Annotated in this window: 19 protein-coding genes; 16 read left to right on the top strand and 3 right to left on the bottom strand. The window is 41.7% G+C overall.

Going from position 1 to position 24900, the window contains the following annotated elements; genetic code table 11:
• Positions 1-196: 196 nt before the first annotated feature.
• From IQ274_RS20145 to IQ274_RS20110, 8 genes are all read left to right on the top strand, one after another.
• Positions 197-1393 carry a site-2 protease family protein gene (locus tag IQ274_RS20145; protein ID WP_194143233.1) on the top strand — a complete coding sequence of 399 codons (1197 nt, stop codon included), beginning with the start codon at positions 197-199 and terminating at the stop codon, positions 1391-1393.
• Positions 1394-1641: 248 nt separating this feature from the next.
• A complete protein-coding gene (gene der, locus IQ274_RS20140; RefSeq protein WP_114080909.1) occupies positions 1642-3012 on the top strand; it encodes a ribosome biogenesis GTPase Der in 1371 nt (456 codons plus the stop codon).
• Positions 3013-3208: 196 nt separating this feature from the next.
• Entirely contained in the window at positions 3209-4129 is a 921-nt protein-coding gene (locus IQ274_RS20135) for an energy-coupling factor transporter transmembrane component T family protein (protein ID WP_163929565.1), read from the top strand.
• Between the two features lie 911 nt (positions 4130-5040).
• Positions 5041-5319 (top strand): transcriptional coactivator PipX, encoded by a 279-nt coding sequence (gene pipX / locus IQ274_RS20130; protein ID WP_012408389.1) that lies wholly within the window; start codon positions 5041-5043, stop codon positions 5317-5319.
• Positions 5316-5984: a YggS family pyridoxal phosphate-dependent enzyme gene (locus IQ274_RS20125; protein ID WP_163929564.1), complete on the top strand. Its 669-nt coding sequence runs from the start codon at positions 5316-5318 to the stop codon at positions 5982-5984. The genes pipX and IQ274_RS20125 overlap by 4 nt, the downstream gene beginning before the upstream one ends.
• Positions 5985-6366: 382 nt before the next feature.
• Complete coding sequence (locus IQ274_RS20120; protein WP_114080912.1) at positions 6367-6972, top strand: cell division protein SepF; 606 nt, start codon at positions 6367-6369, stop codon at positions 6970-6972.
• A 106-nt stretch (positions 6973-7078) separates the two neighbouring features.
• A complete protein-coding gene (gene proC / locus IQ274_RS20115; RefSeq protein WP_194143232.1) occupies positions 7079-7897 on the top strand; it encodes a pyrroline-5-carboxylate reductase in 819 nt (272 codons plus the stop codon).
• A 128-nt stretch (positions 7898-8025) separates the two neighbouring features.
• Entirely contained in the window at positions 8026-10704 is a 2679-nt protein-coding gene (locus IQ274_RS20110; protein ID WP_194143231.1) for a DEAD/DEAH box helicase, read from the top strand.
• Between the two features lie 253 nt (positions 10705-10957).
• Here IQ274_RS20110 and IQ274_RS20105 read toward each other — a convergent pair whose 3' ends face one another.
• The gene (locus tag IQ274_RS20105; protein ID WP_163929561.1) at positions 10958-11341 is read right to left on the bottom strand and encodes a hypothetical protein; all 384 of its coding nucleotides are present in this window, start codon (positions 11339-11341) and stop codon (positions 10958-10960) included.
• Between the two features lie 455 nt (positions 11342-11796).
• Here IQ274_RS20105 and IQ274_RS20100 point away from each other — a divergent pair, with 455 nt between their 5' ends.
• Positions 11797-13791: a heavy metal translocating P-type ATPase gene (locus IQ274_RS20100; RefSeq protein ID WP_194143230.1), complete on the top strand. Its 1995-nt coding sequence runs from the start codon at positions 11797-11799 to the stop codon at positions 13789-13791.
• A gap of 96 nt (positions 13792-13887) precedes the next feature.
• Complete coding sequence (locus tag IQ274_RS20095; RefSeq protein ID WP_194143229.1) at positions 13888-14592, top strand: hypothetical protein; 705 nt, start codon at positions 13888-13890, stop codon at positions 14590-14592.
• Between the two features lie 83 nt (positions 14593-14675).
• Here the strand turns inward: IQ274_RS20095 and IQ274_RS20090 are convergent, their stop codons facing one another.
• Positions 14676-14840, bottom strand: a complete 165-nt coding sequence (locus IQ274_RS20090; RefSeq protein ID WP_194143228.1) for a hypothetical protein — start codon at positions 14838-14840, stop codon at positions 14676-14678.
• On the opposite strand from IQ274_RS20090, the gene IQ274_RS20085 reads away from it, so the two are divergent.
• Positions 14829-14990, top strand: a complete 162-nt coding sequence (locus IQ274_RS20085) for a hypothetical protein (RefSeq protein ID WP_194143227.1) — start codon at positions 14829-14831, stop codon at positions 14988-14990. The genes IQ274_RS20090 and IQ274_RS20085 overlap by 12 nt on opposite strands.
• Positions 14991-15350: 360 nt before the next feature.
• Here the strand turns inward: IQ274_RS20085 and IQ274_RS20080 are convergent, their stop codons facing one another.
• Positions 15351-16439, bottom strand: a complete 1089-nt coding sequence (locus tag IQ274_RS20080) for an aromatic ring-hydroxylating oxygenase subunit alpha (RefSeq protein ID WP_194143226.1) — start codon at positions 16437-16439, stop codon at positions 15351-15353.
• Positions 16440-16789: 350 nt separating this feature from the next.
• On the opposite strand from IQ274_RS20080, the gene IQ274_RS20075 reads away from it, so the two are divergent.
• The 5 genes from IQ274_RS20075 (at position 16790) to IQ274_RS20055 (ending at position 24760) form a co-directional block, all read left to right on the top strand.
• Positions 16790-17215, top strand: a complete 426-nt coding sequence (locus IQ274_RS20075; protein WP_194143225.1) for a heavy metal-responsive transcriptional regulator — start codon at positions 16790-16792, stop codon at positions 17213-17215.
• A 41-nt stretch (positions 17216-17256) separates the two neighbouring features.
• Entirely contained in the window at positions 17257-17937 is a 681-nt protein-coding gene (locus IQ274_RS20070) for a response regulator transcription factor (RefSeq protein ID WP_194143224.1), read from the top strand.
• A gap of 50 nt (positions 17938-17987) precedes the next feature.
• Entirely contained in the window at positions 17988-18200 is a 213-nt protein-coding gene (locus IQ274_RS20065) for a ribbon-helix-helix domain-containing protein (RefSeq protein ID WP_163929554.1), read from the top strand.
• 631 nt (positions 18201-18831) lie between these two features.
• On the top strand, positions 18832-20061 hold the full coding sequence (locus IQ274_RS20060) for a hypothetical protein (protein WP_194143223.1): 1230 nt from the start codon (positions 18832-18834) through the stop codon (positions 20059-20061).
• Positions 20062-20083: 22 nt separating this feature from the next.
• Positions 20084-24760 (top strand): response regulator, encoded by a 4677-nt coding sequence (locus tag IQ274_RS20055; RefSeq protein WP_194143222.1) that lies wholly within the window; start codon positions 20084-20086, stop codon positions 24758-24760.
• Positions 24761-24900 lie beyond the last annotated feature (140 nt).

Genomic DNA, 24900 nt, shown 5'->3' with positions numbered 1-24900 from the left:
TATGATTTGACATCCTCTGGCACAATGCCCGATGCCCAATGCCCAATGTCTAACAGGCATTAATTGTTTATTCTAGAAATAAGAGCATTTTGGAACTCGGCACTACCAAATTGATGCTCAGATATATACGTGTAAGTATATACGCAAGTATTGCTGTATAGGAACTACTGGCGATATCTAGTTTTAGGACAATGTAATGCAAACAAATTGGAAAATTGGGTCTTTATTTGGAATTCCCCTGTTTCTAGACCCGTTATGGTTTGTGATTTTAGGGTTGGCAACCCTTAACTTTGGGGTAGCTTACCAGGAATGGGGGACTGCTATAGCTTGGAGTGCTGGAATAGTTATGGCACTCCTGCTATTTGGTTCGGTCTTACTACATGAGTTGGGTCACAGCTTGGTAGCCCGATCGCAAGGTATTAAAGTTAATTCAATTACTCTGTTTCTGTTTGGCGGGATTGCTGCTATTGAAGAAGAATCTAAAACTCCTTTCAAAGCCTTTCAAGTAGCGATCGCTGGGCCATTGGTGAGTATCATACTATTTTTCCTGCTCAGTCTAGGAGTTCTTGTCATCCCAGATACTAGCCCACTCAGTATCATGGTTGGAGATTTGGCGAGAATTAACTTGGTGGTGGCACTATTTAACATGATTCCTGGCTTACCTCTAGATGGAGGACAAGTGTTAAAAGCAGCACTATGGCAAATAACAGGTAATCGTTTTCAAGCCGTACACTGGGCTGCTAGGGCTGGGCAAATTTTGGGTTATGGTGCGATCGCTTTAGGATTTGTTGTAGATTTCTTGACAAGGGAGTTAGCACTTGGTTTGTGGATTGCGCTGTTAGGTTGGTTTGCTGTCCGCAACGCTAACACATACGACAACATGACTACGTTGCAGGAAAGCCTGCTTAAAGTGGTGGCGGCTGATGCGATGACTCGTGACTTTCGGGTTATCGATGCTGACCAGACACTGCGCTCCTTTGCCGATTTATACTTGTTGGAAACCGCTCCTTCACAAGTTTATTTTGCTGCTTCTGATGGACGTTACCGAGGTTTGGTTTCCATTGACGATTTTCGTTTAACCCAAAGGAGTGAATGGGAAACCCAAACCTTACACAGCATTGTGCATCCCCTAACAGAAATACCCACTGTTACTGAAGCAACAACCATAGCTGAGGTAATTAACAAGCTGGAAAATGAGCAGTTACCTCGAATTACTGTACTTTCTCCTGCCGGTGCTGTAGCTGGTGTAATTGACCGGGGAGATATTGTGCGAACATTGGCCCAAAAGTTAAATTTACGGCTCACAGACGCAGAAATCAAGCGGATAAAAGAAGAAGGTAGCTATCCGCCTGGCTTGCAACTGGGAGTAATAGCGAAGTCAATTGCAAATTAAACGTCATATCCTTGTCATAGCTTTGCAATAGATTTGTCAAAAGCTTGTGTGATATTGAATTTGGTATTTGGTTACAAAATGCTTTTTTTGGGTAAGAGGTAGGATTTCCTACCTTTTTTATTTTTTCAACTAACTTGAATTAGAAAAACCTCTCCCATCGCTTCAGATTATGGGAAAACTAAATTAAAACTTAAAGTGAGTAAAATGTAAGTACATGATATACTACGTCTCTCACTTACCCTGGTTTTATGGCACTGCCAATTGTTGCAATTATCGGACGCCCAAATGTGGGCAAATCCACCCTGGTTAATCGACTCGCCGGGGAACAAACGGCGATTGTCCATGATGAACCGGGAGTGACACGCGATCGCACCTACATGCCAGCTTTCTGGAATGGTCGCGAATTTTTAGTCGTAGACACTGGTGGATTAGTCTTTAATGATGATACCGAATTTCTACCACTGATTCGCCAGCAGGCAATGACAGCCCTGGCTGAAGCCTGTGCCGCAATTTTTGTCGTCGATGGTCAAACAGGCCCCACATCGGCAGACCAAGAAATCGCCGAATGGATGCGTCAACAACGCGTACCTGTGCTACTAACTGTAAATAAATGTGAATCTCCTGACCAAGGCTTAATGCAAGCTGCCGAGTTTTGGGAATTGGGTTTGGGCGAACCATACCCCATCTCCGCAATTCATGGTAGTGGCACAGGAGAGTTACTCGACGAGTTAGTTAATCACATACCTGCTGTTGAAGACATCCCAGAAACTAATGAAATCAAAGTAGCAATTGTGGGCCGCCCAAATGTGGGCAAATCGAGCTTACTCAATTCTTTTGTTGGCGAAGAAAGAGCAATTGTCAGCCCAATTTCCGGCACAACCCGCGATGCTATTGATACCGTCATTGAACGAGAGGGGCAAACCTACCGCTTAATTGACACCGCCGGCATTCGCAAAAAGAAACATATAGAATACGGCACAGAATTCTTTAGTATTAACCGTGCTTTCAAAGCGATTCGTCGCGCTGACGTGGTTTTATTAGTACTAGATGCTGTAGATGGAGTCACAGAGCAAGACCAAAAATTAGCTGGGCGGATTATCGAAGAAGGTCGAGCTTGCATCATCGTCGTTAATAAGTGGGATGCTGTCGAAAAAGACTCTTACACAATCTACGACTACGAAAAAACTCTGCAATCACGGTTACATTTTACCGAATGGGCAGAAACAATTTTTGTGAGTGCTTTGTCAGGGCAACGGGTAGAAAAAATTCTAGAGTTGGTGAAAACGGCGGCTGAATCACACAAACGGCGTGTCAGCACATCAGTTATTAATGAAGTCTTAACAGATGCCGTTAGCTGGCATTCACCGCCAGCATCCCGTGGTGGTCGTCAGGGTAAGATTTATTATGGTACACAAGTAAGTAGCCAGCCACCAACGATCGCACTATTTGTCAATGATTCCAAACGCTTCAATGACAACTACCGCCGATACATTGAACGTCAATTCCGTCAACAGCTAGGATTTAAAGGCACGCCAATTATTTTACTGTGGCGCAGTAAAAAAGTCCGGGATGCCGAAATTGGTAATGTTAATAGAGCAACTCGCGTCAAATTAAGTTAGGAGACGCGATGAATCGTTAGGAGACGCGATTTATCGCGTCTGTACAAGAGTTATGAGTTAAAGTCAGAATTGCTTGCTAACTATAAAACCCTATCGACTAGAGTTTGATAGCGACACAAGGTAGAAAGTTATGAGTTTAAGTCAACACTCATAACTCCTTACTCCTAACTCCTTACTTTTAACTCTTAACTCTAAAATGGATTTATTGCGATCGCTGCCACTTGGACTTTATTTAGAACAACCCCAAACTTGGCTGCATAAAATCGATCCGCGAGTCAAGTTCGCCTGGTTGATGAGCTTTTTAACAAGCTATGTTTTAGCTAACAACTTTTGGCGGGTGCTGCTGGTGGTGCTATTGATTATTGCCACCTTGATTGCTAGGATTCCCCGGCGAGTATGGCAGCAACAAATGGGCTGGCTATTAATGCTATCGTTTTTTGTCTTAGCGATCGGAGCCATCAGTCCTGATGGAATGGGTGTAGATTATCAGCCACGCCTGCCAGCTAATGAACAAATATTAACCCAGCAACCATTATCCAAAAATATTGTTCCAGAGCAAACAAGTAATAACAAAAAATACAACTATGTGCTATTGCAGAAAGGCCCAGTCAAAGTAACTCGCCGCTCCTTGGATTTGGCAGTACGGCTGAGTACAATTATATTTACCGTAATTTACAGCACCAACCTTTATCTGCTAACAACCGCACCAGAAGAAATCACATCTGGCATAGAAAGCTTAATGCAACCCCTACGACGCTTCAAATTGCCTGTCACAGAAATTGCTTTAACTTTAACCTTGTCTTTGCGCTTTATTCCTCTAGTTTTAGAAGAAGTGCAAAACTTATTTCGCTCTGTGATGACAAGGGCAATTAATTGGAAAAAGCTGGGATTGAAAGGAGGCTTCAAAGTTTGGATGACAGTCGCAGAGAGATTGTTAGAAAATCTGCTCTTACGAGCCGATCAAATGGCGAATGCAATGATGGTGCGGGGTTTTACCAGTCCCAACGAGCACCGAGTGCAGTGGCACGACTTACGATTCAAAGGGCGTGACTGGCTTGCTATTGCAACTTTAATTGTATTCTGGGGAATACGGCTAGCTATAGGAACTCAGGTCTAATTTTGCACCCAGAAAATGGTAAGAGGTAGTATTTTCTTTTCGCGCTTTCTCATCTCCCCTTTACAGGCGCTTGATTAGGTTGTCTAGACTACAATGTGGTATCAATACTTTTCGGTTAAGGGGGAAAGGGGAAAGGGAAAGGGTTTGAATTTCCCTTTCCCCAGACCAAAAGAGAGATTATTGGGTTTAACCGAAAAGTATTGAATGTGGTATGGGAAATTGAACAGTTATCCCACCAGAAAATTGATCCCATACCATTTTACGTAGCTTTTTAGTTTTAATCAGATTGTTTTCCTATTTTAGATTGCGTGCAACAAGTTTTTAGCTAACCATCCAGTGTGCAAGTGGGTGCGGGAAGTGTCGCAGACAGCGATCCTGAATAAAGCATGGTATGAATCTCTGCACAAAGCCCAGGCACAATTGACAATGCTGAATAGGGAATAGTTTTTTTCTAGTCCCCATTCTCCATTCCCCACTTCCCACTTAAGTTAGCTATTTTGTGCCATTTAGCAATAGTTGTGGCAGTATGGAAAGAAGTTGAAAAGTTCGCTGTTGTCGTTGGGAGCTTCAAAGGGTGTTTTCCCTTGCTACGTCGAACTTTTAACAAGAGGATCAAGACTATCTTGTACCTTGTCCCTACAAATTGGTAAATTGAAGTCACCAAAGCAGATGGTGATGTTTCTCAACCAGCCTCTACTCTCTGAATCCACGCTTTGCGGCTTCTGTTGTACCATTTCGCTTCACTACCACTAGCTTCATCTGCCAATTAGAAACTAGATCAAGGTCTTCGTAACCGCAGTTTTGCATTTTAAGCAAATATTCTGACGAATGTTGGTATTATCGTCTGAATGTTTGTAATTCACTGCGAAAAGATATATATACTCCCACCTTGACTACACCTTGACTCTTAAATGAATCCAGAAAACGCAGAAACTTACATAAACCATCCAACTTGGGGTTTACTCTACAAAATCTGTATGGTTGATGAAACCCAGGATTTGTTCACTACACTTTATGCCCAGCGCCTGTTTTTTTTGGTCGCAAATGACGTTAAAGGTGTCAAATTCCAGCCAATAGGAAGGACTGAGGCTAGAATGATGTTGGAAAACCGCTTACGTACCCTGCGGCGCAGTGGACATTCTCAGGAGTACGATCAACTTCAAAGTGTTTTCCAACGCACCTTCCAATGAACAGTTCGATTTCCGAACGTATTGTTTCCATTCGTTCATCCCTACCAACTTCAGTCAAATTGATTGCTGTTAGCAAACAAGTTTCTGCCCAGGCCATTCGGTCTGCATACTCCGCAGGGATTCGTGATTTTGCAGAGAGTCGCATCCAAGAAGCCGCCAGCAAACAAGCCGAGTTGCAAGACTTACCAGATATTACCTGGCACTTTATTGGACATTTGCAAAGCAATAAAGCCAAAAAAGCAATCGAACAATTCCCTTGGATTCACTCCGTGGACAATTTGAAGCTGGCACAGCGCTTAGATCAATTAGCCCAACAGCTAGGAGTGAGTCCCCAGGTTTGCCTGCAAGTGAAAATTCTCCCCGATCCCAACAAGTCTGGTTGGAGTGTGCCAGAACTTTTGGCTGATTTACCCACACTCGATCAATACAAAAATTTACAAATTCAAGGTTTGATGACAATTCCACCTTCAGGATTAAACGATCCCGAAATTTTGAATGTATTTAATCTCAATCGTGAGCTAGCAAAGAAAATCCAGGAGCAAAACTGGTCGCACATAAAAATGCAGCAACTATCTATGGGTATGTCAGGCGACTACGAACTGGCAGTGCAAGCAGGCGCAACGATGGTACGATTAGGAACAATTTTGTTTGGCGATCGCTCTTAGCCCTCGAACGTCAGCTTTCCAGGTCAGTATTAATAGAGATCAGGATTTGATGACAAGAATTTTGTAAGAGACTGGTGCAATTAGAAACAAAGGATATAGTATTGACAAGAGCAATCGCCAAGGGAAAATGGGGTAAAAAGAACTTTCCTTCGGATAAACCTTAGGATATAATCTTGACTCATTATTATGTTTAGGCGATGCACAGACCTTTCCAATAAGTGTCAGTTCATCGCCAAAACGCGTAGTATGGGCTACAAATAGCAATATACTTGCTGAAGTATCCACCCATGTAGCGTAGTTTACTACCGTAGGCATCGCTCCTATCTCAATAAATCCTAAGCCAAGTCAATACGGCTATTCGCACCAGGAGAGTACACAGACAATGAACAACATCTTTTCCAAACTCAGAGACTTTGTAGGTCTAAATGAGCAAGTGGAATACGAATATTACGAAGAAGAACCAGAAACAGATAATAATAATTACCAAAATCTGTATCAGCAAGAAAATCCCCAACCCCCAGCCCCACAAGAGAGCGCAACCGCTCAGAATCGACGCTGGCGGGAACCAGTGCCTACAATGGGAGATGATATCGCAGCAGGTTCAAAGCCAATGGGGAATGTGATTGGTATGCCAGGAGCAATTAACGGAATTTCGGAAGTTTTAGTCCTCGAACCACGCACCTTTGAAGAAATGCCCCAGGCAATTCAAGCGTTGCGAGAACGGAAGTCAGTGGTATTAAATCTGACAATCATGGACCCAGACCAAGCACAACGGGCAGTAGATTTTGTTGCAGGTGGTACTTACGCACTAGATGGACATCAAGAGCGCATCGGTGAGAGCATCTTCTTGTTTACACCAAGCTGTGTCCAAGTTAGCACCCAAGGTGGCGTTCTTCATGAAGTACCACAACCGCCAGCACGTCCTTCTCGGCCTACAGGTTCTCCAAATCAAACCTGGGGCAACGAAACTAACCGGATGGCACAATAGAGTTAAATTAGTTGTTAGTCCTTTGTCCTTTGTCATTTATCTCGGGTTTTGATCGTAGTGACAAATGACAAACGACAGAGGACTAATGACAAATGACTAACGATCAATGACTATAAAATTTGGTTTAATTGGTGGTGGGGTAATGGGAGAAGCGCTCTTATCCCGCCTTATCGCGCGTGGAATTTATCAATCATCAGAAGTCATAGTTAGCGAACCGCTACCTTCACGTCTAGATTTTTTACAACAGCAATACGATGTTGCTGTGACGACAGATAATAGTGAGGTTTTCACCCAAGCCAAAGAAGTTGTATTTTTGGCAGTGAAACCGCAGGTGTTCAGCGCGATCGCTCAAGAATTAGCAGATATTGATATTATTAATAGAGAACAATCACCCCTGATAATTTCCATATTGGCGGGTGTGCCCTTAAATCAGCTAGAAGCTGCATTTGTGCAATTGCCAGTTATCAGAGCAATGCCCAACACCCCAGCCACTGTAGGAGCAGGAATTACCGCTATTTGTTTAGGTGCATATACCAATACCAAGCATCACCAAATAGCACAACAAATTTTTTCTGCTGTGGGCGAAGTTGTGGAAGTCTCAGAAGGGCTGATGGATGCAGTTACAGGGCTATCTGGTAGCGGCCCCGCTTACGTGGCGTTGCTAGTAGAATCACTAGCTGATGGCGGAGTATCCGCAGGTTTACCTAGAGCAATTGCCAATCAATTAGCATTGCAAACCGTACTGGGAACAGCGAAACTGTTGTATGAAACCAAAATGCACCCAGCAGAACTTAAAGATCGCGTTACCAGTCCTGGTGGTACAACCATTGCGGGAATTGCCAAGCTAGAACAGGCAGGATTTCGTTCAGCTTTAATTGAAGCAGTGAAAGCTGCCACAGAGCGATCGCAAGAACTGGGAAAATAATTAAAGAGTCCTTTGTCATTCGTCCTTTGTGCAAAACTAATGACTAATGACTAATGACAAATGACTATTAACGAAGTTGACAAAAGACTCGTTAGTATAGTAAACAATCTGGTTGCAAATGTGATTGAGTGAATTATCCTGCGCCGTCTCCAGAACTTGACTTAGGGTCTATATTTCCCTTTGATCTGGATCAGTTTCAAAAAGAAGCGATCGCGTCCCTAAACGCTGGACGCTCCGTAGTCGTGTGTGCGCCCACAGGTTCGGGCAAAACATTAGTCGGGGAATACGCCATTTATCGCGCCCTGTCGCGAGGAAAACGTGTATTTTATACTACTCCCCTAAAGGCGCTGTCGAATCAAAAATTACGTGACTTTCGAGAAAAATTTGGGTTTGATCAAGTCGGACTGTTAACTGGAGATGCCTCCATTCACAGGGATGCACCGATTTTAGTGATGACCACAGAAATTTTCCGAAATATGCTCTATGGCACACCCATCGGGCAAGTCGGCATCTCATTAGTAGACGTGGAAGCGGTGATACTTGATGAGTGCCACTACATGAACGATCGCCAGCGCGGTACAGTTTGGGAAGAATCCATCATTTATTGTCCCCGGGAAGTGCAACTGGCAGCCCTCTCAGCAACGGTTGCCAACAGCGATCAACTCACCGATTGGTTAAATCGCGTTCACGGTCCAACAGACCTGATTTACTCTGATTTTCGCCCAGTTCCCTTAGAATTTCACTTTTGCAATCCCAAAGGGTTATTTCCCCTGTTGAATGATAGCAAAACCAAAATTAACCCCCGCCTGCTTCAGAAGAAGAAGGGCAGAGGGGGAGAAAGGGACAGGGGAAGAAATGGTAGACCGGAAGCTCCTGGCATAATCTATACCTTGAGCCAGTTAGAGCAACGAGATATGCTACCTGCGATTTACTTCATTTTCAGCCGCCGGGGATGTGATAAAGCGGTGGCGGAAGTGGGTGATTTATGGCTGGTAAATAACGAAGAGTCCCAGATATTGCGGCAACAGATTGATGACTTTTTAGCCCGCAATCCTGAAGCCGGGCGTTCTGGACAAATTGCACCCCTATACCGGGGAATTGCTGCCCACCACGCCGGGATTCTGCCTGCATGGAAAGCACTGGTAGAAGAACTATTTCAGCAAGGGCTGATTAAAGTAGTATTCGCCACGGAAACACTGGCCGCGGGAATTAATATGCCCGCTCGGACAACGGTAATTTCTACCCTTTCCAAGCGGACTGACACCGGACACCGCCTGTTAAATGCTTCCGAATTCTTGCAAATGGCGGGACGAGCAGGCCGTCGGGGGATGGATAAACAAGGTCATGTGGTGACAGTCCAAACTCCCTTTGAAGGAGCCAAAGAAGCGGCATATTTGGGGACATCCAAGCCAGATCCCTTGGTAAGCCAGTTTACGCCCAGTTATGGCATGGTACTCAACTTGCTGCAAACCCACACCCTAGAACAAACCAGGGAACTGATAGAGCGCAGTTTTGGGCAGTACATGGCGACATTGCATTTAAGACCAGAATACGATGAGATTGCCGAACTGGAAAAACAATTAGCTCAACTACATGAGCAAATCGCCGCCGTTGATGAAAATGAACTGGCTATTTATGAAAAATTGCGGCAACGTTTGAAAGTAGAACGCCAAATATTAAAAACCCTGCAAGAGCAAGCACAGGAAGATAGAAAAGAAGAATTAGGGATGATGTTAGACTTTGCAGTGTCAGGAACTCTGTTGAGTCTCAAAGGCAAAAACATCACAGTGTCTTCACCCGTAACCGCAGTGTTAGTGGGAAAATCGCCTGGTTCTGGTCAAGCTCCCTACTTGGTATGCTTGGGGCATGATAATCGCTGGTATGTGGCAACCACAGGGGATGTAGTCGATTTATATGCCGAATTACCACGCATTGAAGTGTCACCGGATTTACTACCACCCCCAGAGATGCCTTTGAAGCCAGGACAGTCACGCCGTGGTAACGAAGAAAGCTTTGCGATCGCTGTACGTATTCCCAATCCGGTAGAATCTTTGCATCTGGCACCAGAAGTAGCAGAACAAATCAGTCGTACTGCTGCCGTCCAAGAGCAATTAGAAGCTCATCCCTTACATCAATCAGGCAATGCTGCCACGCTTTTCAAGCGTCGCGCCAAATATGTCGAACTAGAAGCCGAACTCGAACAGTTGCAAGGGCAAGTAGAGCAACAGTCACAACGTCATTGGGAAGAATTTCTCAATTTAATCTTAATTCTGCAACACTTTGGCGCTTTAGATAACTTAGTGCCCACACAATTAGGGCGAATTGCTGCCGCCATTCGGGGTGAGAATGAATTGTGGTTGGGTTTGGTATTCGCTAGTGGTGAATTGGACAACTTAGATCCCCACCATTTAGCCGCCGCCGCCGCCGGTTTGGTGATGGAAACACCCCGTCCAGATAGCAAGGTTAACTTTGAGCTTAGTAATGAAGTGGCAGAAGCCTTAGCAAAATTGCGGGGAATTCGTCGCCAAATGTTCCAACTACAACGGCGGTATAATGTAGCGCTACCTATATGGTTGGAGTTTGAGTTAATTGCCATAGTAGAACAATGGGCGCTAGGAATGGAGTGGACAGAACTCTGCGAAAACACCACCTTGGACGAAGGCGATGTGGTGAGAATTCTCCGCCGGACGTTGGATTTATTATCACAAATACCCCACGTTCCCCATTTGCCAGACTCTTTCCAGCGTAATGCTTATCGGGCAATGCAGTTGATTGATAGATTCCCTGTAAATGAGGTGGTGGAATAAACAGCACACTCTTAGGCACAGAGAGTCTTTGATAATTTATTTGCGTTTTTTTCTTTCAGGACTACGCAAAACTAGACATTTACATTTTAGGGGCAATTCATGAATTGCCCCTAAGAACTGTCCCAAGAATGAATTTAAATTTAATAGTAGTGGTACGTAGTTAAAAATGCTTTTTTGGTTTCGTATATCTTCTATACGTAATTAATCACATGTATTTAACAGAAGTTGTAGTCGCTATCAGCGCTATTCAACCTTAGTACACCAAGTTTCCAGTACCCTGCAACTGACGCAAAGAATTTATACATAATGGACAGTCGCATCCAAATACTTTGATTGCTGCATCACTTTCCTCTTCAGTAAAGTTCAACATGGCAACATTCTGATCTGATACTGATGTGACAATAGTTGCAGAACGGGTGGAGGTATACGGTTTTGTTCTCTCTGAATCTCGAATGCACACAAAATCTTTTCCACCATGTGGGTTAGTGATACAGGTACGACCGTCTTCTGTGTGCAGTAATCGCTGTGTAATACTACCACCACTAGCATGGGCAGGATGAAATGCCACCAGCGTAGACATCATCGACACAAAGATTGAGGAAGTGGAAAGCAAATTCAGAAGAATTTTTTTATTCATAGATTTCCTTGAGAAAATTGTCTACTAGCTTAGGGTATTCGATTCACTTTCAAACTTCAAGTGGGTTTCCCCTAAGAATAGCTAGCTTGACACTTGTTATTTAAGAAAGTTCCATATCTACCAAGTTTGATCGCAAAGTAGTTGTCATAGCAGAATTAAGCAGTCAAACAGGCTTGAAGTTTATGGAACAAGACTTTAAAATCTTATACAAAGTGATACATTGCTCACTACGAACAAAAATTATATCTTAGATTATTCTACAAAATTGATAACTAATATAGCTATCTTTACAGAACTATAAATCTTAATCTGAACCAAAATATAACATAAGTATTTAACAATAAATCTGATATAGATTCTCATTCTTAAATGTTCAACTTGTAAAAATCTCTTTTTTTTATTACATTTGAAAAAAGGCTTATATACCAAGTAATTTACTAGCCTCAACACAAAATATGAAGCAGAAAATACATTCAGAATCTTCAAGTTGTTGCAACGGTGAACACAACCATCATGAGAATCATAACCATGATCATAATCACACTCATGATGAGAATCATAACCATGACCACAATCACGATCACGGTGGAGAATTAAATCTAAAAAATGAGATATTGCCTTTGGTAGCAATTTTAAGTTTATATGTGCCTGGTGTAATTTTTGAAAATCAATTACACAATACATTCTACTCAATAGGTGAATATCTGCTTTTCATCCCTGCCTATTTATTGAGTGGATGGAGTGTTTTAAAAACGGCTGGACGCAATATACTTAAAGGTAAATTATTTGATGAAACTTTTTTGATGACAGTAGCGACACTAGGGGCGATCGCAATTCATAAATTGCCCGAAGCTGTTGGAGTCATGCTATTTTATAAAATTGGCGAATTGTTCCAGGATATTGCTGTTAGTCGTTCCCGTAGTTCCATCAAAGCCTTATTAGAAGTCCGCCCAGACTATGCAAATATCCAAATAGAAGGGGAACTAAAAAAAGTCCGCCCAGAAACAGTAAATATTGGAGATATTATCGTCGTCAAACCGGGCGAGAAGATTCCCTTGGATGGTGAGATTATAGATGGAAATTCGCAAGTTGATACATCTGCATTAACTGGAGAATCTGTACCGCGAACAGTGAGGCTAGGTGAAATAGTTTTGGCTGGGATGATAAATAAAATGGGTGTTCTCAGCATTAGAGTCACCAAACTATTTGATGACTCTGCTATTGCCAAGATTTTAGACTTGGTGCAAAATGCCAAAAGCAAAAAAGCAGAGACAGAAAAATTTATTACTAAATTTGCCAGATATTATACGCCAATAGTAGTTTTTATATCTCTAGCAGTTGCTTTATTACCTCCTTTATTCATTTCTGGTGCAAGTTCTTCAGAATGGATTTATCGTGCCTTAATTTTGCTAGTTATTTCCTGTCCCTGTGGACTCGTTATCAGTATTCCGTTAGGTTACTTTGGAGGAGTGGGAGGTGCAGCTAGACGGGGTATTTTGGTTAAAGGCTCTACTTTTTTAGATACTCTAAATGCAGTCAACACAGTTGTATTTGATAAAACTGGAACGTTAACTAAAGGCGTATTTAAAGTAGTAAAAATAGTAGCATTAAATGGTTACAATGAAACAGAATTGCTGCAATTAGCCGCCCAAGTAGAATCGCACTCAAATCATCCCATTGCTCAATCTATCCTTAAGGCTTATGGCAGAAAGATTGATGAATTTGATGTGAGAGATTATGAAGAGATTGCAGGCTATGGAATTAGAGCCAAGGTTGAAAATAGGGTCGTGATAGCGGGAAGCGATCGCCTACTCCACAAAGAGAATATTGCTCATGATAATTGCCAGTTAGAGGGAACAGTTGTTCATTTAGCAGTGGATAATATTTACGCTGGGTATATTGTCATTGCTGATGAACTCAAAGAAGATGCGAGACACGCTATTCAAGCACTCAAGCGAATGGGTGTAGAAAGAACAGTAATGTTGACAGGAGATAATCAAGCGATCGCTTCCCGAATTGCTGAACAGCTAGGCATAGATGCTTACGAAGCAGACTTATTACCAGAAGAAAAAGTTAATGCCATTGAGAAATTACTCAGCACCGCCGGCAAGCATGGTAAAGTTGCCTTTGTTGGGGATGGTATTAATGATGCACCAGTGATTGCCAGAGCCGATGTTGGGATGGCAATGGGTGGCTTAGGTTCAGATGCAGCCATCGAAACTGCTGATATTGTCATCATGACAGATGCGCCATCAAAGGTAGCAGAAGCAATACAAATCGCCAGAAAAACAAGGCAAATTGTTTGGCAAAATATTGGCTTTGCTTTAGGAATTAAAGCTGTGTTTATTGGATTGGGTATTTTAGGTATAGCGACAATGTGGGAAGCTGTCTTTGCTGATGTTGGAGTAGCATTGCTGGCAATTTTAAATGCAACTAGAGCGATGAAATAAAATTTTTGGAAAATCGGGAATCTGGAGTTGGTAAATTGTAGTAGTTAAACTATGAGTACGTTTGACTCATAGTTTAACTACCCAAGAATAGAACCGATGAATTCATCAATCAAAGGCATTGCTACAGCTACTTTAGCTTTATTACTAAACTATTCAGCAAACCCAGCCTTTGCACTACCCCAGAAAATAAATCATCCAATTACTGTTGCTAAATCGCAATTATTAACAAACACCTTGATTGTTCCTGGCGAACGAGTGGGACCAATAACACGCACAACCACCAAGCAAGATTTAGTGAAGCTGTTTGGTGCATCCCATCTCGTTGATAAAACCATTTCCGGTGCTGAAGGAATAGGGAGTTTCGCTGCTACTCAGGTAAACCTAAATCAGGGGCGATGTCTAACGACAAGCTGCTCCGCATCTACGCTCTTAGTAGTTTGGAGTGATAATACTCGTACTAAACCTTTAGATGTGCGTAACCTGGGTTCAGCTTGGAAAACCCGCGAAGGTATTGGTGTTGGAACCCCATTGAGCGAGTTACGCAAGAAATTAGGTAATTTTAAACTTTATGGATTGGCGTGGGATTACGGCGGTACGATTTTGTTGGATAGTAGTAAATTATCCCGTTATCAAGGCAAACTGATTTTACGAGTAGACGCTGCTCCCAATGCTTACGAAAAGTTTGCCAATGACTACCAAGCTGTTTCTGGGGATAGTACTTTTTCCTCCAGCAATCGCCATTGGAAACCTTTGGGAATCACACTTACAGAAATTATCGTTGTGCTGAACCCAGGTCAGTAGTAGTATGCTAAACATCGGTTTGCTTGCTATGGTGTAGGAAGAATCTGGAGGCGACGTTTTATACTAAGTTTAGAACTAGTAAATTACTGTGGCCAGTTAATAAAATATCGGGATGTGCCAATTAAGAATTGAGTCAAGATGCGTATAATTGCATCTAAGCAGTTAGAGAGGAATTGCGATCGCAGTTGGCATCGGGTAAGTTTTAGGAAAATGCGATCGCATTCTTCACCCACCGTATGACGAACCAAAGCTTTACCAACGGTTATCCCTTACTCATTAGCGTAAATGCAGATTTACCTGTCACGCTCAAAGATACAAAGGCTATAGTAAATATACTGTTTGATAGCGATCGCGCTGCCTATGCAGTAGAAAAACTTACATTTGAGTCTGCATTATAATCATAAGACTTATGTAAATATACAGTTATTTAGCGCATCGAAATTACGATTTTCTCACCCAGAAAACAAGGAAAATACAGATATTCCGCTAATTGGTGTTTGTTTATACTATTTCAAATTTTTGTAATCGTTATACTCATAACTTAGGTTCTACCTGGGAATTAGGAAGTGGCTTTGCCACTTCTTTTTATTAATTTAGGAACCCAGTAAAAATAAATTAAAAGTTAAAAGTAATTTCTTGAACTTTTAACTTTTATTAGCTGTTATATCATGTCCATTTAATTGACACATAAAATAATTATTCTGTCAAGCTATAGCTTTGTAAGCTTCAACAGAATTTTGGTCAATGTAGACATGATATTAGTCATTACTCGTTGTATCTTGCCATCTCTCACGCTTAGGCTTGCTTTCTACATCGCGCAATCGCGCTTCTTGCCAAGTCCCCCACATTAGAGATTGCTGCCTTTCAACATGGTTAATAAACTGCATGATTGACTGATCTGCTTTGATTGGAGTTTTCAAATCAAACTTAATTGTTTGGACAATCTTGATGTCACCCATGAGAAAAAATTTACCTGCAATCTTAGTCAGCCATAACACAACTCGATTGGATAGCCAACCAAAAAATCCTTTACGTTTCTTAGTAATTAACAGGATTTGACCTTCAGTTTTTCCACCTTCATGGAGGCGAACTGCAAACATTGTGTGGATATGGAAGAAATCGGGGCCAAGTGTCACAATGCCAATGCTACCGTACCAATAGCAAATACTGTAAGTTATGGCATTTTTGTAGAAAAGACGGATGAGTTTAATGAAAGATGAATTCTCTTTAATGTTTGTAGTGTTACTGAAGATAATTGCATTTTCGTTCAGTTCCTGTCTTTCAAAAATAATTTCTATTGGCAGTTTGTGGACTGTATTGATATGTTGAGTATCAATCGCATTAATCATCACCACATTGGGATGACAGTTCATCACAAAGTGAGAATGGATAGCGATATCACACTCTTTTTGTTCTAATTCGGGAATGAAAGGTAGGGGTTGTTGTGGTATTTCTCCAGTCCAAACCCAAATCATGCCGTACTTTTCAGCAGTGGGCCAACTTTGTAACTTTAGGGAAGGCGGCGTCTCTAAACATGGGATATCAATACACATCCCTTCAGCATCAAACTTCCAGTGATGGAAGAAACAACGGAGTGCATTACCCTCAACTTTGCCTTCAGCAAGATGAGCGCCCATGTGGGGACAGTAGGCATCAAAGGTAGTTACTCTTCTGTCCTTACCACGGTAAATCACTAGTTCTCTGCCCAAAATCGTGACAGGTTTTACTTCACCCACCCGCAGATTTCGAGAGGGTATTACCCAATACCATCCTTCAATAAAACGTTCTGGATTATTGAAAGTTTTAGGTTTACGGGTTGAGCTAGAAGTCTGCGAGTTGAGATTCATTTTTATGGTTTCACTTGAGGTGAAGCAGTTGATCTAGAAGTAACATGCGAACTAAAAAAAAACAGTTACTTTCAGTACCATGAGAAATAGTAACTCAACAAATAGATAAAATTCGAGGAGTAAAATATTGAGTAAATTAGATTAAAAATGTTAAAACTATACTAATTAATTATTAGATGGTATCAGCCAATATCTATTATGAATAGATATCTGAAAAATCAAAACTTAGTAATATCTCTAATTAAATAAAAATTTCAACTACTGGCACCAAGATTTGGCTAAACTCTCATCTGAATTCAGAAGTTAGTATAAATATGTAATAATAATTACAATATTTGGGAAAATCTGCCGTGTTAACTCAGGAGACAAAACTGCTTTTAATTGGTCAGGTAACAGATATAAGCGGAATCCCTATCAGGACAATTCGCTATTACGAGAGTTTAGGTTTAATCAAATCATCAAGACGAACAGAGGGAGGCTTCCGCCAGTTTTCATTGGATGTGCTGACTCGTCTAGCCTTCATTAAAAGGGCACAAAATCTTGGTCTGAGCTTAGAGGAGATTGGAAATATTCTTCAGGTCTATGACCAAGGGCAAGCTCCCTGTGGTGAAATCAAAGAAAAGCTCCAGGACAAGCTTTTGCAAATTGATCGCCAAATCGATCAGTTGTTAACTTTGCGATCTGAAATAAAGGGATTACTTTCAGGCTGGAAGAATATCGGCGACCAGTATGAAGATACAATTTGTCACATTATTCAAAATATCCCTCAGTGCTGATAAACAGAAAAGAAGACAGAGGAGGCAGCAGGAGCAAACTTATGACAGCACATATCCTTTTGGTGGAAGATGAAGTCAAACTAGCACGATTTGTCGAATTAGAACTAAGTAGCGAAGGATACAAAGTAAGTGTAGCTCATGATGGGATTGCCGGTCTTACCCTAGCGCGAGACTCATCGCCAGATTTAGCGATTCTAGATTGGATGTTACCAGGTTTAACAGGTTTAGAAATTTGTCGCCGTTTGCGAGCAACAGGTAGTACAGTACCAGTAATTTTATTGACAGCAAAAGATGAAGTGAGCGATCGCGTCGCCGGATTAGATGCGGGAGCCGATGATTATGTAGTTAAGCCCTTCAGCATTGAGGAATTACTAGCTAGAATTCGCGCCCATCTGCGCCGCACGCAAGAAACAGCCGAAGATTTGCTGCAATTTGAAGATTTAAGCTTAAATCGCCGCACCCGTGAAGTTTTTCGGGAAAAACGAACCATTGAGTTAACAGCAAAAGAGTTTGACTTATTAGAATATCTCCTCTCACATCCCCGTCAGGTGTTTACTAGAGATCAAATTTTAGAGAAAGTTTGGGGTTACGATTTCATGGGTGATTCTAATATTATTGAAGTATATATTCGTTATCTGCGACTCAAATTGGAAGAGAATAATGAAAAGCGTTTGATTCATACAGTCCGTGGTGTAGGCTATGCACTACGGGAACAATCATAATGGCTTGATGAGTTCGACAAAAAGCAAAACTTGAAAGAAAACAGAGGATTATGAATAAAAAATGGGCTGTTAAACGGCTAACAGTAAATCTCACCGCTGAGGAAATGAAGAAACTTGAACACTACTGTGCTTTGACAGGAAGACCAGCAACAGACGTAATTCGAGAATTACTCCGATCTCTTGAGGTTGACAATACTAAAAACTCTGAAATGGCAACAGCAGACTCAAAAACAACAGTTGGTAGTGGGTCAAAATCACAGTAACTATTCACCTGAATATCCCGCCTAATCTCAAAAATCTGCTAACTATCTTGAATTACCAATAGGACTCAAGGCAATACTTCTCGGTTAAAGGAAAAGGGTAAGGGTTTAAATTCATCCCTTACCCTTGTTCCCTTAAACTTTTCTCAGAACATACTCCTAATAGTGGGGCATAGCTATTTATAGAACCTAATACTGCTTGGGTTTTGGATTTTAAACTGAAATTTGGTTTGGGGAAAAGGTTGCTGGGTTTGGATTAAAGGTTTTTCTTTCCCCTTTGCCATTCCCCTTTTCTCCTTAACCGACAAGTATTGAGGGCAATCTGAGTTTATTCTCGTTGCTGCCTGGGTCATTGAGCGGTCAAGTCGCTTCTCTACGAGACGCTCTTGCTAGCTTGCTTCTATCTAAGAGTACGCTCCAATTAAAAATTATTAATTAAAAATTGCAAGATGCTCTTGCAAAAAATACTAATTAGACAGTCAAGGGGCAGGTATATAAAATTAATACCTTTTTTCTTTGCCATGTCTTAACAAGCATATATTTTGGGCATCATAATTCCAAGCTGAATACATGAGCTAGCAGCCAGAAAACTCTTTGGCAGCAAGTTTTTTATTTACAACTATAGTATTGACCTATGGCAGATAATTTTATACTTTATTTCTTTATTTCTCGACATAGTTCGTACACTGGGTTGATTTGGAGATGCCTACAGATTCAATTGGGAGTAATCTGTAGCGTAGGTATTTGGACATTATCAGAAGCTAAGTTACAAGCTACCCAAGCACATCAGACCTGGAAATCACCTTCAGAATTGATTGAGGGAGTCACCAAAGTAAATCCTGAGCCAACACCTATTTTGATGGCGGCACCCGAAAACTTCAATCCTGATTTGCAATTACGGCCAGCGCTACCCGAACTCCCGCAGAATTCTAGTCCACCAAAAACTTCCACCGAACCAAGAACGCCGAATGCAGTTTTGGAAAGCATTCATACGGACTATCGCTATGACACAGATAACTTTGGCCAAACCAATTTCTTTTTTGAACCAACGGTTCAGTTTCGATTGAGTAATGGCAATAAAATATTTGTGAAAACAGGTTTTAACTTATTTGAACAACGCGGTGTTGAATCAATTACGAATTTTCCCTTGCAAGTTGGATGGCAAGGAAAAATTGGTCAAGTGACTCTGCAAACAGCAGCCGGAGTCGATGTCTTCAATCGTTTACCTACAGCTATCAATCTCAATGCTAAGGTGGAGGCTCCCATTTCGCCACCGCAAGTTTCGTCATCAGGTCGATTGCTATCGGTAGTAGTACTATCAGGTAATTTAGAACAAGGCCCTTATAAATCCAATGCCCGAACTTTAGCAAATCAAATTACTGCTTGGCGATTTGGGCCTGATTTATACTGGCAAATTGACGGTAACACCAGCTTGTTTTCATCATTGCGTTTAGGTAGTTACAACGATGGTAATTCCGAGGTGCAGTCATTTAGTCGGCTAGAACGCAAGTTCGGACAGTTTTCTCTGGCAGCTAACTTATTCAATTTGAGTTTCAATCGCGATTTAGAACGCACAAGTGGCTATTTTTCCCCACCAGATTTTCTGGTTTACAACGCTGAGGTGGCTTGGGAAGGAGATATTGCTAATTTCTTACGCTGTCGCCTCGCTGCCAACTTAGGACAGCAGCGACTTAAAGGAGAATTTGATAACGCCAATACCTATCAAACACGCTGTACGGTAAAGGTTTCACCAAATATAGAGGCAGACCTTGGCTATAGCTTTAGTAATGTCCGAAATCAAGAAACCGGGGGAAGTGCTTACGGTGGTAATTCCTTGACAGGACAGTTGCGAGTCAAATTTTAGTAGTCACTGATAAGGCTGAAGAATGAAAGCACCATTACCTGATAACGAAATACAGCGAATCGAATCTCTTTTGGAGTATAAGATCCTCGATACTCATTCGGAAGCTGCCTTTGACGATCTCACCCATTTAGCCTCATATATTTGTGGCACTCCTATTGCCTTAATCAGTTTAATTGATAGCGATCGCCAGTGGTTCAAATCCAAAGTTGGAATGGAAGCCCCAGAAACACCGCGAGATTTGGCATTCTGCGCCCATGCTATTATGCAACCGGAAGTTTTTGTTGTGCCTGATGCCACACAAGACGAAAGGTTTGCGACAAACCCGCTAGTCACTTCTGACCCGGATATTCGATTTTATGCTGGTGTACCGCTAACTAACCCTGAAGGATATGCACTAGGAACACTTTGTGTAATTGACCGTGTACCAAGAAACCTCTCTCCAGAACAAGTTGAAGCATTGCGAATTATCGGTCGCCAGGTAATCAAGCAATTAGAAATGCGGCGTAACTTAGCAAGTTTGGTATTGGTCACTCATACACGCAAACAGGCACACAAGAGACGCAAACAATTTTTTAAAACAGTAGCCGGAGGTTTTGGGTTAGCATCGGCAATTTTAGTTTTGATTGGCATGATTTCTTATCAAAATACACGCATATTGATTGATGCTAGTAATCAGGTACAAAAAACCCAAGATAAAATCAATAAGCTAGAAGAATTACTGTCCGAGATAAAGGATGCTGAAACTGGACAACGCGGTTATATCCTGACTGGACAAGAAAGTTATCTGGAACCTTATCAAGCAGTAGTTGCAAACATCGATCAAAAAATTGTAGAACTGAAGGATTTAATCGCAGATCAACCTAGCCAACAAAAGCAGTTTGCCGCCCTTGGATCTCTGATAGCTGCAAAATTTGCCATACTCAAGCAGACTATATACCTGCGTCAAAATCAGGGATTCGAGGCAGCGTTGCAGGTAATCCAGACAAATCAGGGGAAATATATTATGGATGATATCCGCAAGGTCATCCATGAGATCGAAAATGAGGATAAAAGGTTGCTTCAACAGCAGTCACAAGAAGCAAAAACCAGTGCAAACAACACAGTTTTGACACTTGCGATCGCTATTTGCCTAAGTTTTATAACTCTGGCTATAGTCTACTACTTCATTTATCGTGAGGTAAAAGAACGTAAATTAACAGAGGAAACGCTAAACCAAGAACGCAACTTTATTTCAGCAGTTCTTGATACAGCTAGTGCTTTGGTAATAGTTCTGGATACACAAGGGCAAATCGTTCGCTTCAATCAAGCTTGTGAACAAACAACTGGTTACTCATTTGATGAGGTGAGAGGAAGGCATTTCTGGAACCTGTTTCTCATTCCTGAACAGGTAGAACCAGTTAAAGCAGTTTTTGAACAGTTGCGAACTGGTGAAGCGCCCAAAGAATATGAAAATTATTGGGTAGCAAAGGATGGCAGTCTGCGGCTAATTTCATGGGCTAATGCTATTTTGAAAGATGATGAGGGTTGCGTTGAATACATTGTTGCTACAGGTATTGACATTAGCGATGCCTACGACGAGCTTCGGTTACGCAAACGAGCAGAACAGCACCTCAAAGCCCAGTACTCTACAACGCGCGTCTTAGCAGAGTCAACTACAATCAGTGAAGCTATGCCCCAAATCCTGCAAGGAATCTGCGAGAGTTTGGAATGGGATCTAAGTGAAATTTGGATGGTAAATCAGCGAGTGAATCTACTAAGTTTACTGAATTCATGGTATAAAATATCTTCAGGAATGCAAGAATTTGAGATCCTTAGTCAGCAGACCACCTTTGCACCAGGAATTGGCCTGCCTGGTCGTGTCTGGGAGAGTGCTGAACCTGTTTGGATTGTTGATGTAGTTAAAGACAAAGATTTCATCCGCTCTCAAATCGCTGTCCAAGCAGAACTGCACGGAGCTTTTGGTTTTCCGATCCATAGTGGTAAAAACATCCTTGGTGTCATTACCTGCTTTAGCCATGAAATCCAGCAACCTGACCCAGATTTGGCAAAAGTCATGAATTCTATTGGTGAGCAAGTAGGGCAGTTTATTGAGCGCAAGCAGGCAGAAGAAGAACTCCAACGCCAAAATTTGCGATCGCAACTATTTACTGAAATCACCCTTAAGATTCGTCAGTCTTTGAAAATCCAAGAAATTCTCCAAGTCAGTGTTACGGAGGTACAAAAAATTCTCCATAGTGATCGAGTTTTGATTTATCAACCTTTGACAGATGGATCTGGAAGTACTGTGGTTGAGGCAGTAGTTTCTGGCTGGTTAACAATTAAAGAGAATAAGCTCACTGATTCTTATTTTCAAGCGGAATATACACAACAGTACTATCTACAGCAATATCGTCAAAAACGGAATCTAGAGCTTGCTGACTTTGATATAGTGGAAATTCAAAAAAGGCATATAGAATTACTGCAACAATTTGGGGTCAAATCCAATTTAGTCATACCTATTCTTGTCAAAGAAGAACTCTGCGGTTTGTTGATTGTCCATCAGTGTGGCAGTTCCCGCCAGTGGTCTAGCTTTGAAACTCATCTTTTACGACAAATAGCCGATCAAGTAGGTATTGCCTTAGCTCAAGCCCAAATGTTATATGCAGAAACTCAACAGCGAAGAGAACTTGAAGTTGCTCGTCATCAAGCTGAATTAGCTTCTAAAACCAAAAGTGCTTTTTTAGCAAACATGAGTCATGAAATTCGGACTCCAATGAATGCTGTGTTGGGGATGACAGGCTTAATGTTAGAAACTCCCCTAAACTCAGAGCAACAGGATTTTATCGAAACTATTCGCATTAGTGGAGATGCTCTTTTAAGCCTCATCAATGAAATTTTGGATTTGTCCAAACTTGAGGCTGGGGAAATGGCACTAGAAACTCTAGATTTTGACTTATCTTCCTGTCTAGAAGAAGTGTTGGAATTATTAGCTCCCTCAGCCCATAATAAAGGATTAGAAATTGCAGCGTTAATCTATCCCAACGTTCCCACCCAACTCCAAGGTGATGCTGGCCGCCTGCGGCAAATTCTGATGAACCTGATCAGCAATGCGATCAAGTTCACCAGCAATGGAGAGGTAGTAGTCCGAGCAGAATTGCGATCGCTTTCCTCTACTACAGCCACCATTTATTTTGCCATCACAGATACCGGTCTTGGCATTACCTCTGAAGACCAATGCAAACTCTTTACCCCATTCACCCAAGTAGATGCTTCCACCACCCGCAAGTATGGCGGCACAGGTTTGGGATTAGCCATCTGCAAGCAACTGGTAAGCTTGATGGGAGGAGAAATTGGCGTAGAAAGTCGATTGGGTAAAGGATCTAAATTTTGGTTTGAAGTAACTCTTGCCCAGCAATTTCACCCTATTTCCTCAGAAAGCGAACGCGAACTTCTGACTAATCGGCGCTTGTTAGTGGTGGATGACAATGCTACTAATCGCAAAATTATCCACCATCAAGCTACGCGTTGGGGAATGTTAGTAGATCAGGCTGCTTCGGCTACTATTGCCCTCAAAGCTATTGAGGAGGCTGCCAAGCAAAAAAATCTCTATGACATTGCTGTGATTGATATGCAGATGCCAGAAATAGATGGCATGACCTTGGGAGAGCAAATTAAAGCAAATTCAGCGATCGCTGGGCTACCTTTGATTATGCTTACCTCTACTAATCAACGCGATGAAATCCAACGAGCGCTAAAAATAGGATTTGCGGCTTATTTGGTCAAACCTGTTAAGCCATCTCGACTCCTCGATACCATCATGACTATCTTAGGAACGCAGATAAAGGAGGAGACAGAAGTTAGAAGTCAAGAGTTCAAACTAAAAGATTACGAAAACAACAGCAACGCTCATTCTCCTAGCTCCCGCTTCCTGGCTCGTGACTTCCATAAATTAAGAATTCTCTTAGCCGAAGATAATCTGGTGAATCAGAAAGTTGCTTTGAAGCAACTCCAAAGCCTAGGTTATAGCGCTGATGTTGCTGGTAATGGGAAAGAAGTTTTGCAGCTATTAGAAAAAATCCCCTACGATTTAATTTTGATGGATTGCCAAATGCCTGTTCTCGATGGTTTAGAAACTACAAAAGAAATTCGTCGTTGGCAAGAAAGCAGCTTTGTCAATAGTCGTCGCCCTGTAGTAATTGCGATGACGGCTAATGCGATGAAAGAAGATCAACAGATGTGTATAGATGCAGGAATGGACGATTATCTCAGTAAGCCAGTAATCAAAGAAAAATTAGCGGCGGCGCTACAGCGTTGGGGAAGTGTGATATTCCAGGCAAAAGAAATATATGTTTTAGAGCAGAAAGTTTCTACAACAGATATAGGTTCAGTTGACCTCCCAATTGATTGGGAACGCTTGCATCAGCTCTCGGAAAACAACCTAGAATTTGAATTGGAACTACTGCAAATATTTGTTGAAGATATGCAACCTCGTTTAGAGATCATTAAAATAGCGATCGCAGATAGTGACTATGAGCAACTAGCGCTCCAAACCCATCAAATTAAAGGTGCTAGTGCCAATATTGGAGCTACAACCATGCATTTAGCAGCACAAAAGTTAGAACAATTAGCTCACAATCAAGAACGTCGAGGTACTACTCACTTAATCTCAGAGTTAGAAGAGTTTGTTAAATGTATCCAAGAGTTTTTAATCACGAGATAGTTCTTGTATAAAAATACCACGTCAATTTCAAGCGTTAATTCTTTCTTTAACAGCGACCGAATCAAATCGATAACTATCTGCCTTGATTGGGGGATTATTGGAAAGGTTGGTAAAACATTTAGTCTCTCTGTAGAAAGCAC

It is taken from the genome of Nostoc sp. LEGE 12447 (assembly GCF_015206985.1).
Taxonomy (GTDB): domain Bacteria; phylum Cyanobacteriota; class Cyanobacteriia; order Cyanobacteriales; family Nostocaceae; genus Nostoc.
This window is presented reverse-complemented; position numbering and strand designations above follow the sequence as displayed.

Excerpts from the sequence above, each read along its gene's own strand:
- IQ274_RS20080 (WP_194143226.1), bottom strand. The coding sequence starts at position 16,439 with ATGAATCTCAACTCGCAGACTTCTAGCTCAACCCGTAAACCTAAAACT.
- IQ274_RS20085 (WP_194143227.1), top strand. The coding sequence starts at position 14,829 with ATGACGAACCAAAGCTTTACCAACGGTTATCCCTTACTCATTAGCGTA.
- proC (WP_194143232.1), top strand. The coding sequence starts at position 7,079 with ATGACTATAAAATTTGGTTTAATTGGTGGTGGGGTAATGGGAGAAGCG.
- IQ274_RS20125 (WP_163929564.1), top strand. The coding sequence starts at position 5,316 with ATGAACAGTTCGATTTCCGAACGTATTGTTTCCATTCGTTCATCCCTA.
- IQ274_RS20095 (WP_194143229.1), top strand. The coding sequence starts at position 13,888 with ATGAATTCATCAATCAAAGGCATTGCTACAGCTACTTTAGCTTTATTA.
- IQ274_RS20070 (WP_194143224.1), top strand. The coding sequence starts at position 17,257 with ATGACAGCACATATCCTTTTGGTGGAAGATGAAGTCAAACTAGCACGA.
- IQ274_RS20055 (WP_194143222.1), top strand. The coding sequence starts at position 20,084 with ATGAAAGCACCATTACCTGATAACGAAATACAGCGAATCGAATCTCTT.
- IQ274_RS20065 (WP_163929554.1), top strand. The coding sequence starts at position 17,988 with ATGAATAAAAAATGGGCTGTTAAACGGCTAACAGTAAATCTCACCGCT.
- IQ274_RS20135 (WP_163929565.1), top strand. The coding sequence starts at position 3,209 with ATGGATTTATTGCGATCGCTGCCACTTGGACTTTATTTAGAACAACCC.
- IQ274_RS20105 (WP_163929561.1), bottom strand. The coding sequence starts at position 11,341 with ATGAATAAAAAAATTCTTCTGAATTTGCTTTCCACTTCCTCAATCTTT.
- der (WP_114080909.1), top strand. The coding sequence starts at position 1,642 with ATGGCACTGCCAATTGTTGCAATTATCGGACGCCCAAATGTGGGCAAA.
- IQ274_RS20100 (WP_194143230.1), top strand. The coding sequence starts at position 11,797 with ATGAAGCAGAAAATACATTCAGAATCTTCAAGTTGTTGCAACGGTGAA.
- IQ274_RS20120 (WP_114080912.1), top strand. The coding sequence starts at position 6,367 with ATGAACAACATCTTTTCCAAACTCAGAGACTTTGTAGGTCTAAATGAG.
- pipX (WP_012408389.1), top strand. The coding sequence starts at position 5,041 with ATGAATCCAGAAAACGCAGAAACTTACATAAACCATCCAACTTGGGGT.
- IQ274_RS20145 (WP_194143233.1), top strand. The coding sequence starts at position 197 with ATGCAAACAAATTGGAAAATTGGGTCTTTATTTGGAATTCCCCTGTTT.
- IQ274_RS20060 (WP_194143223.1), top strand. The coding sequence starts at position 18,832 with ATGGCAGATAATTTTATACTTTATTTCTTTATTTCTCGACATAGTTCG.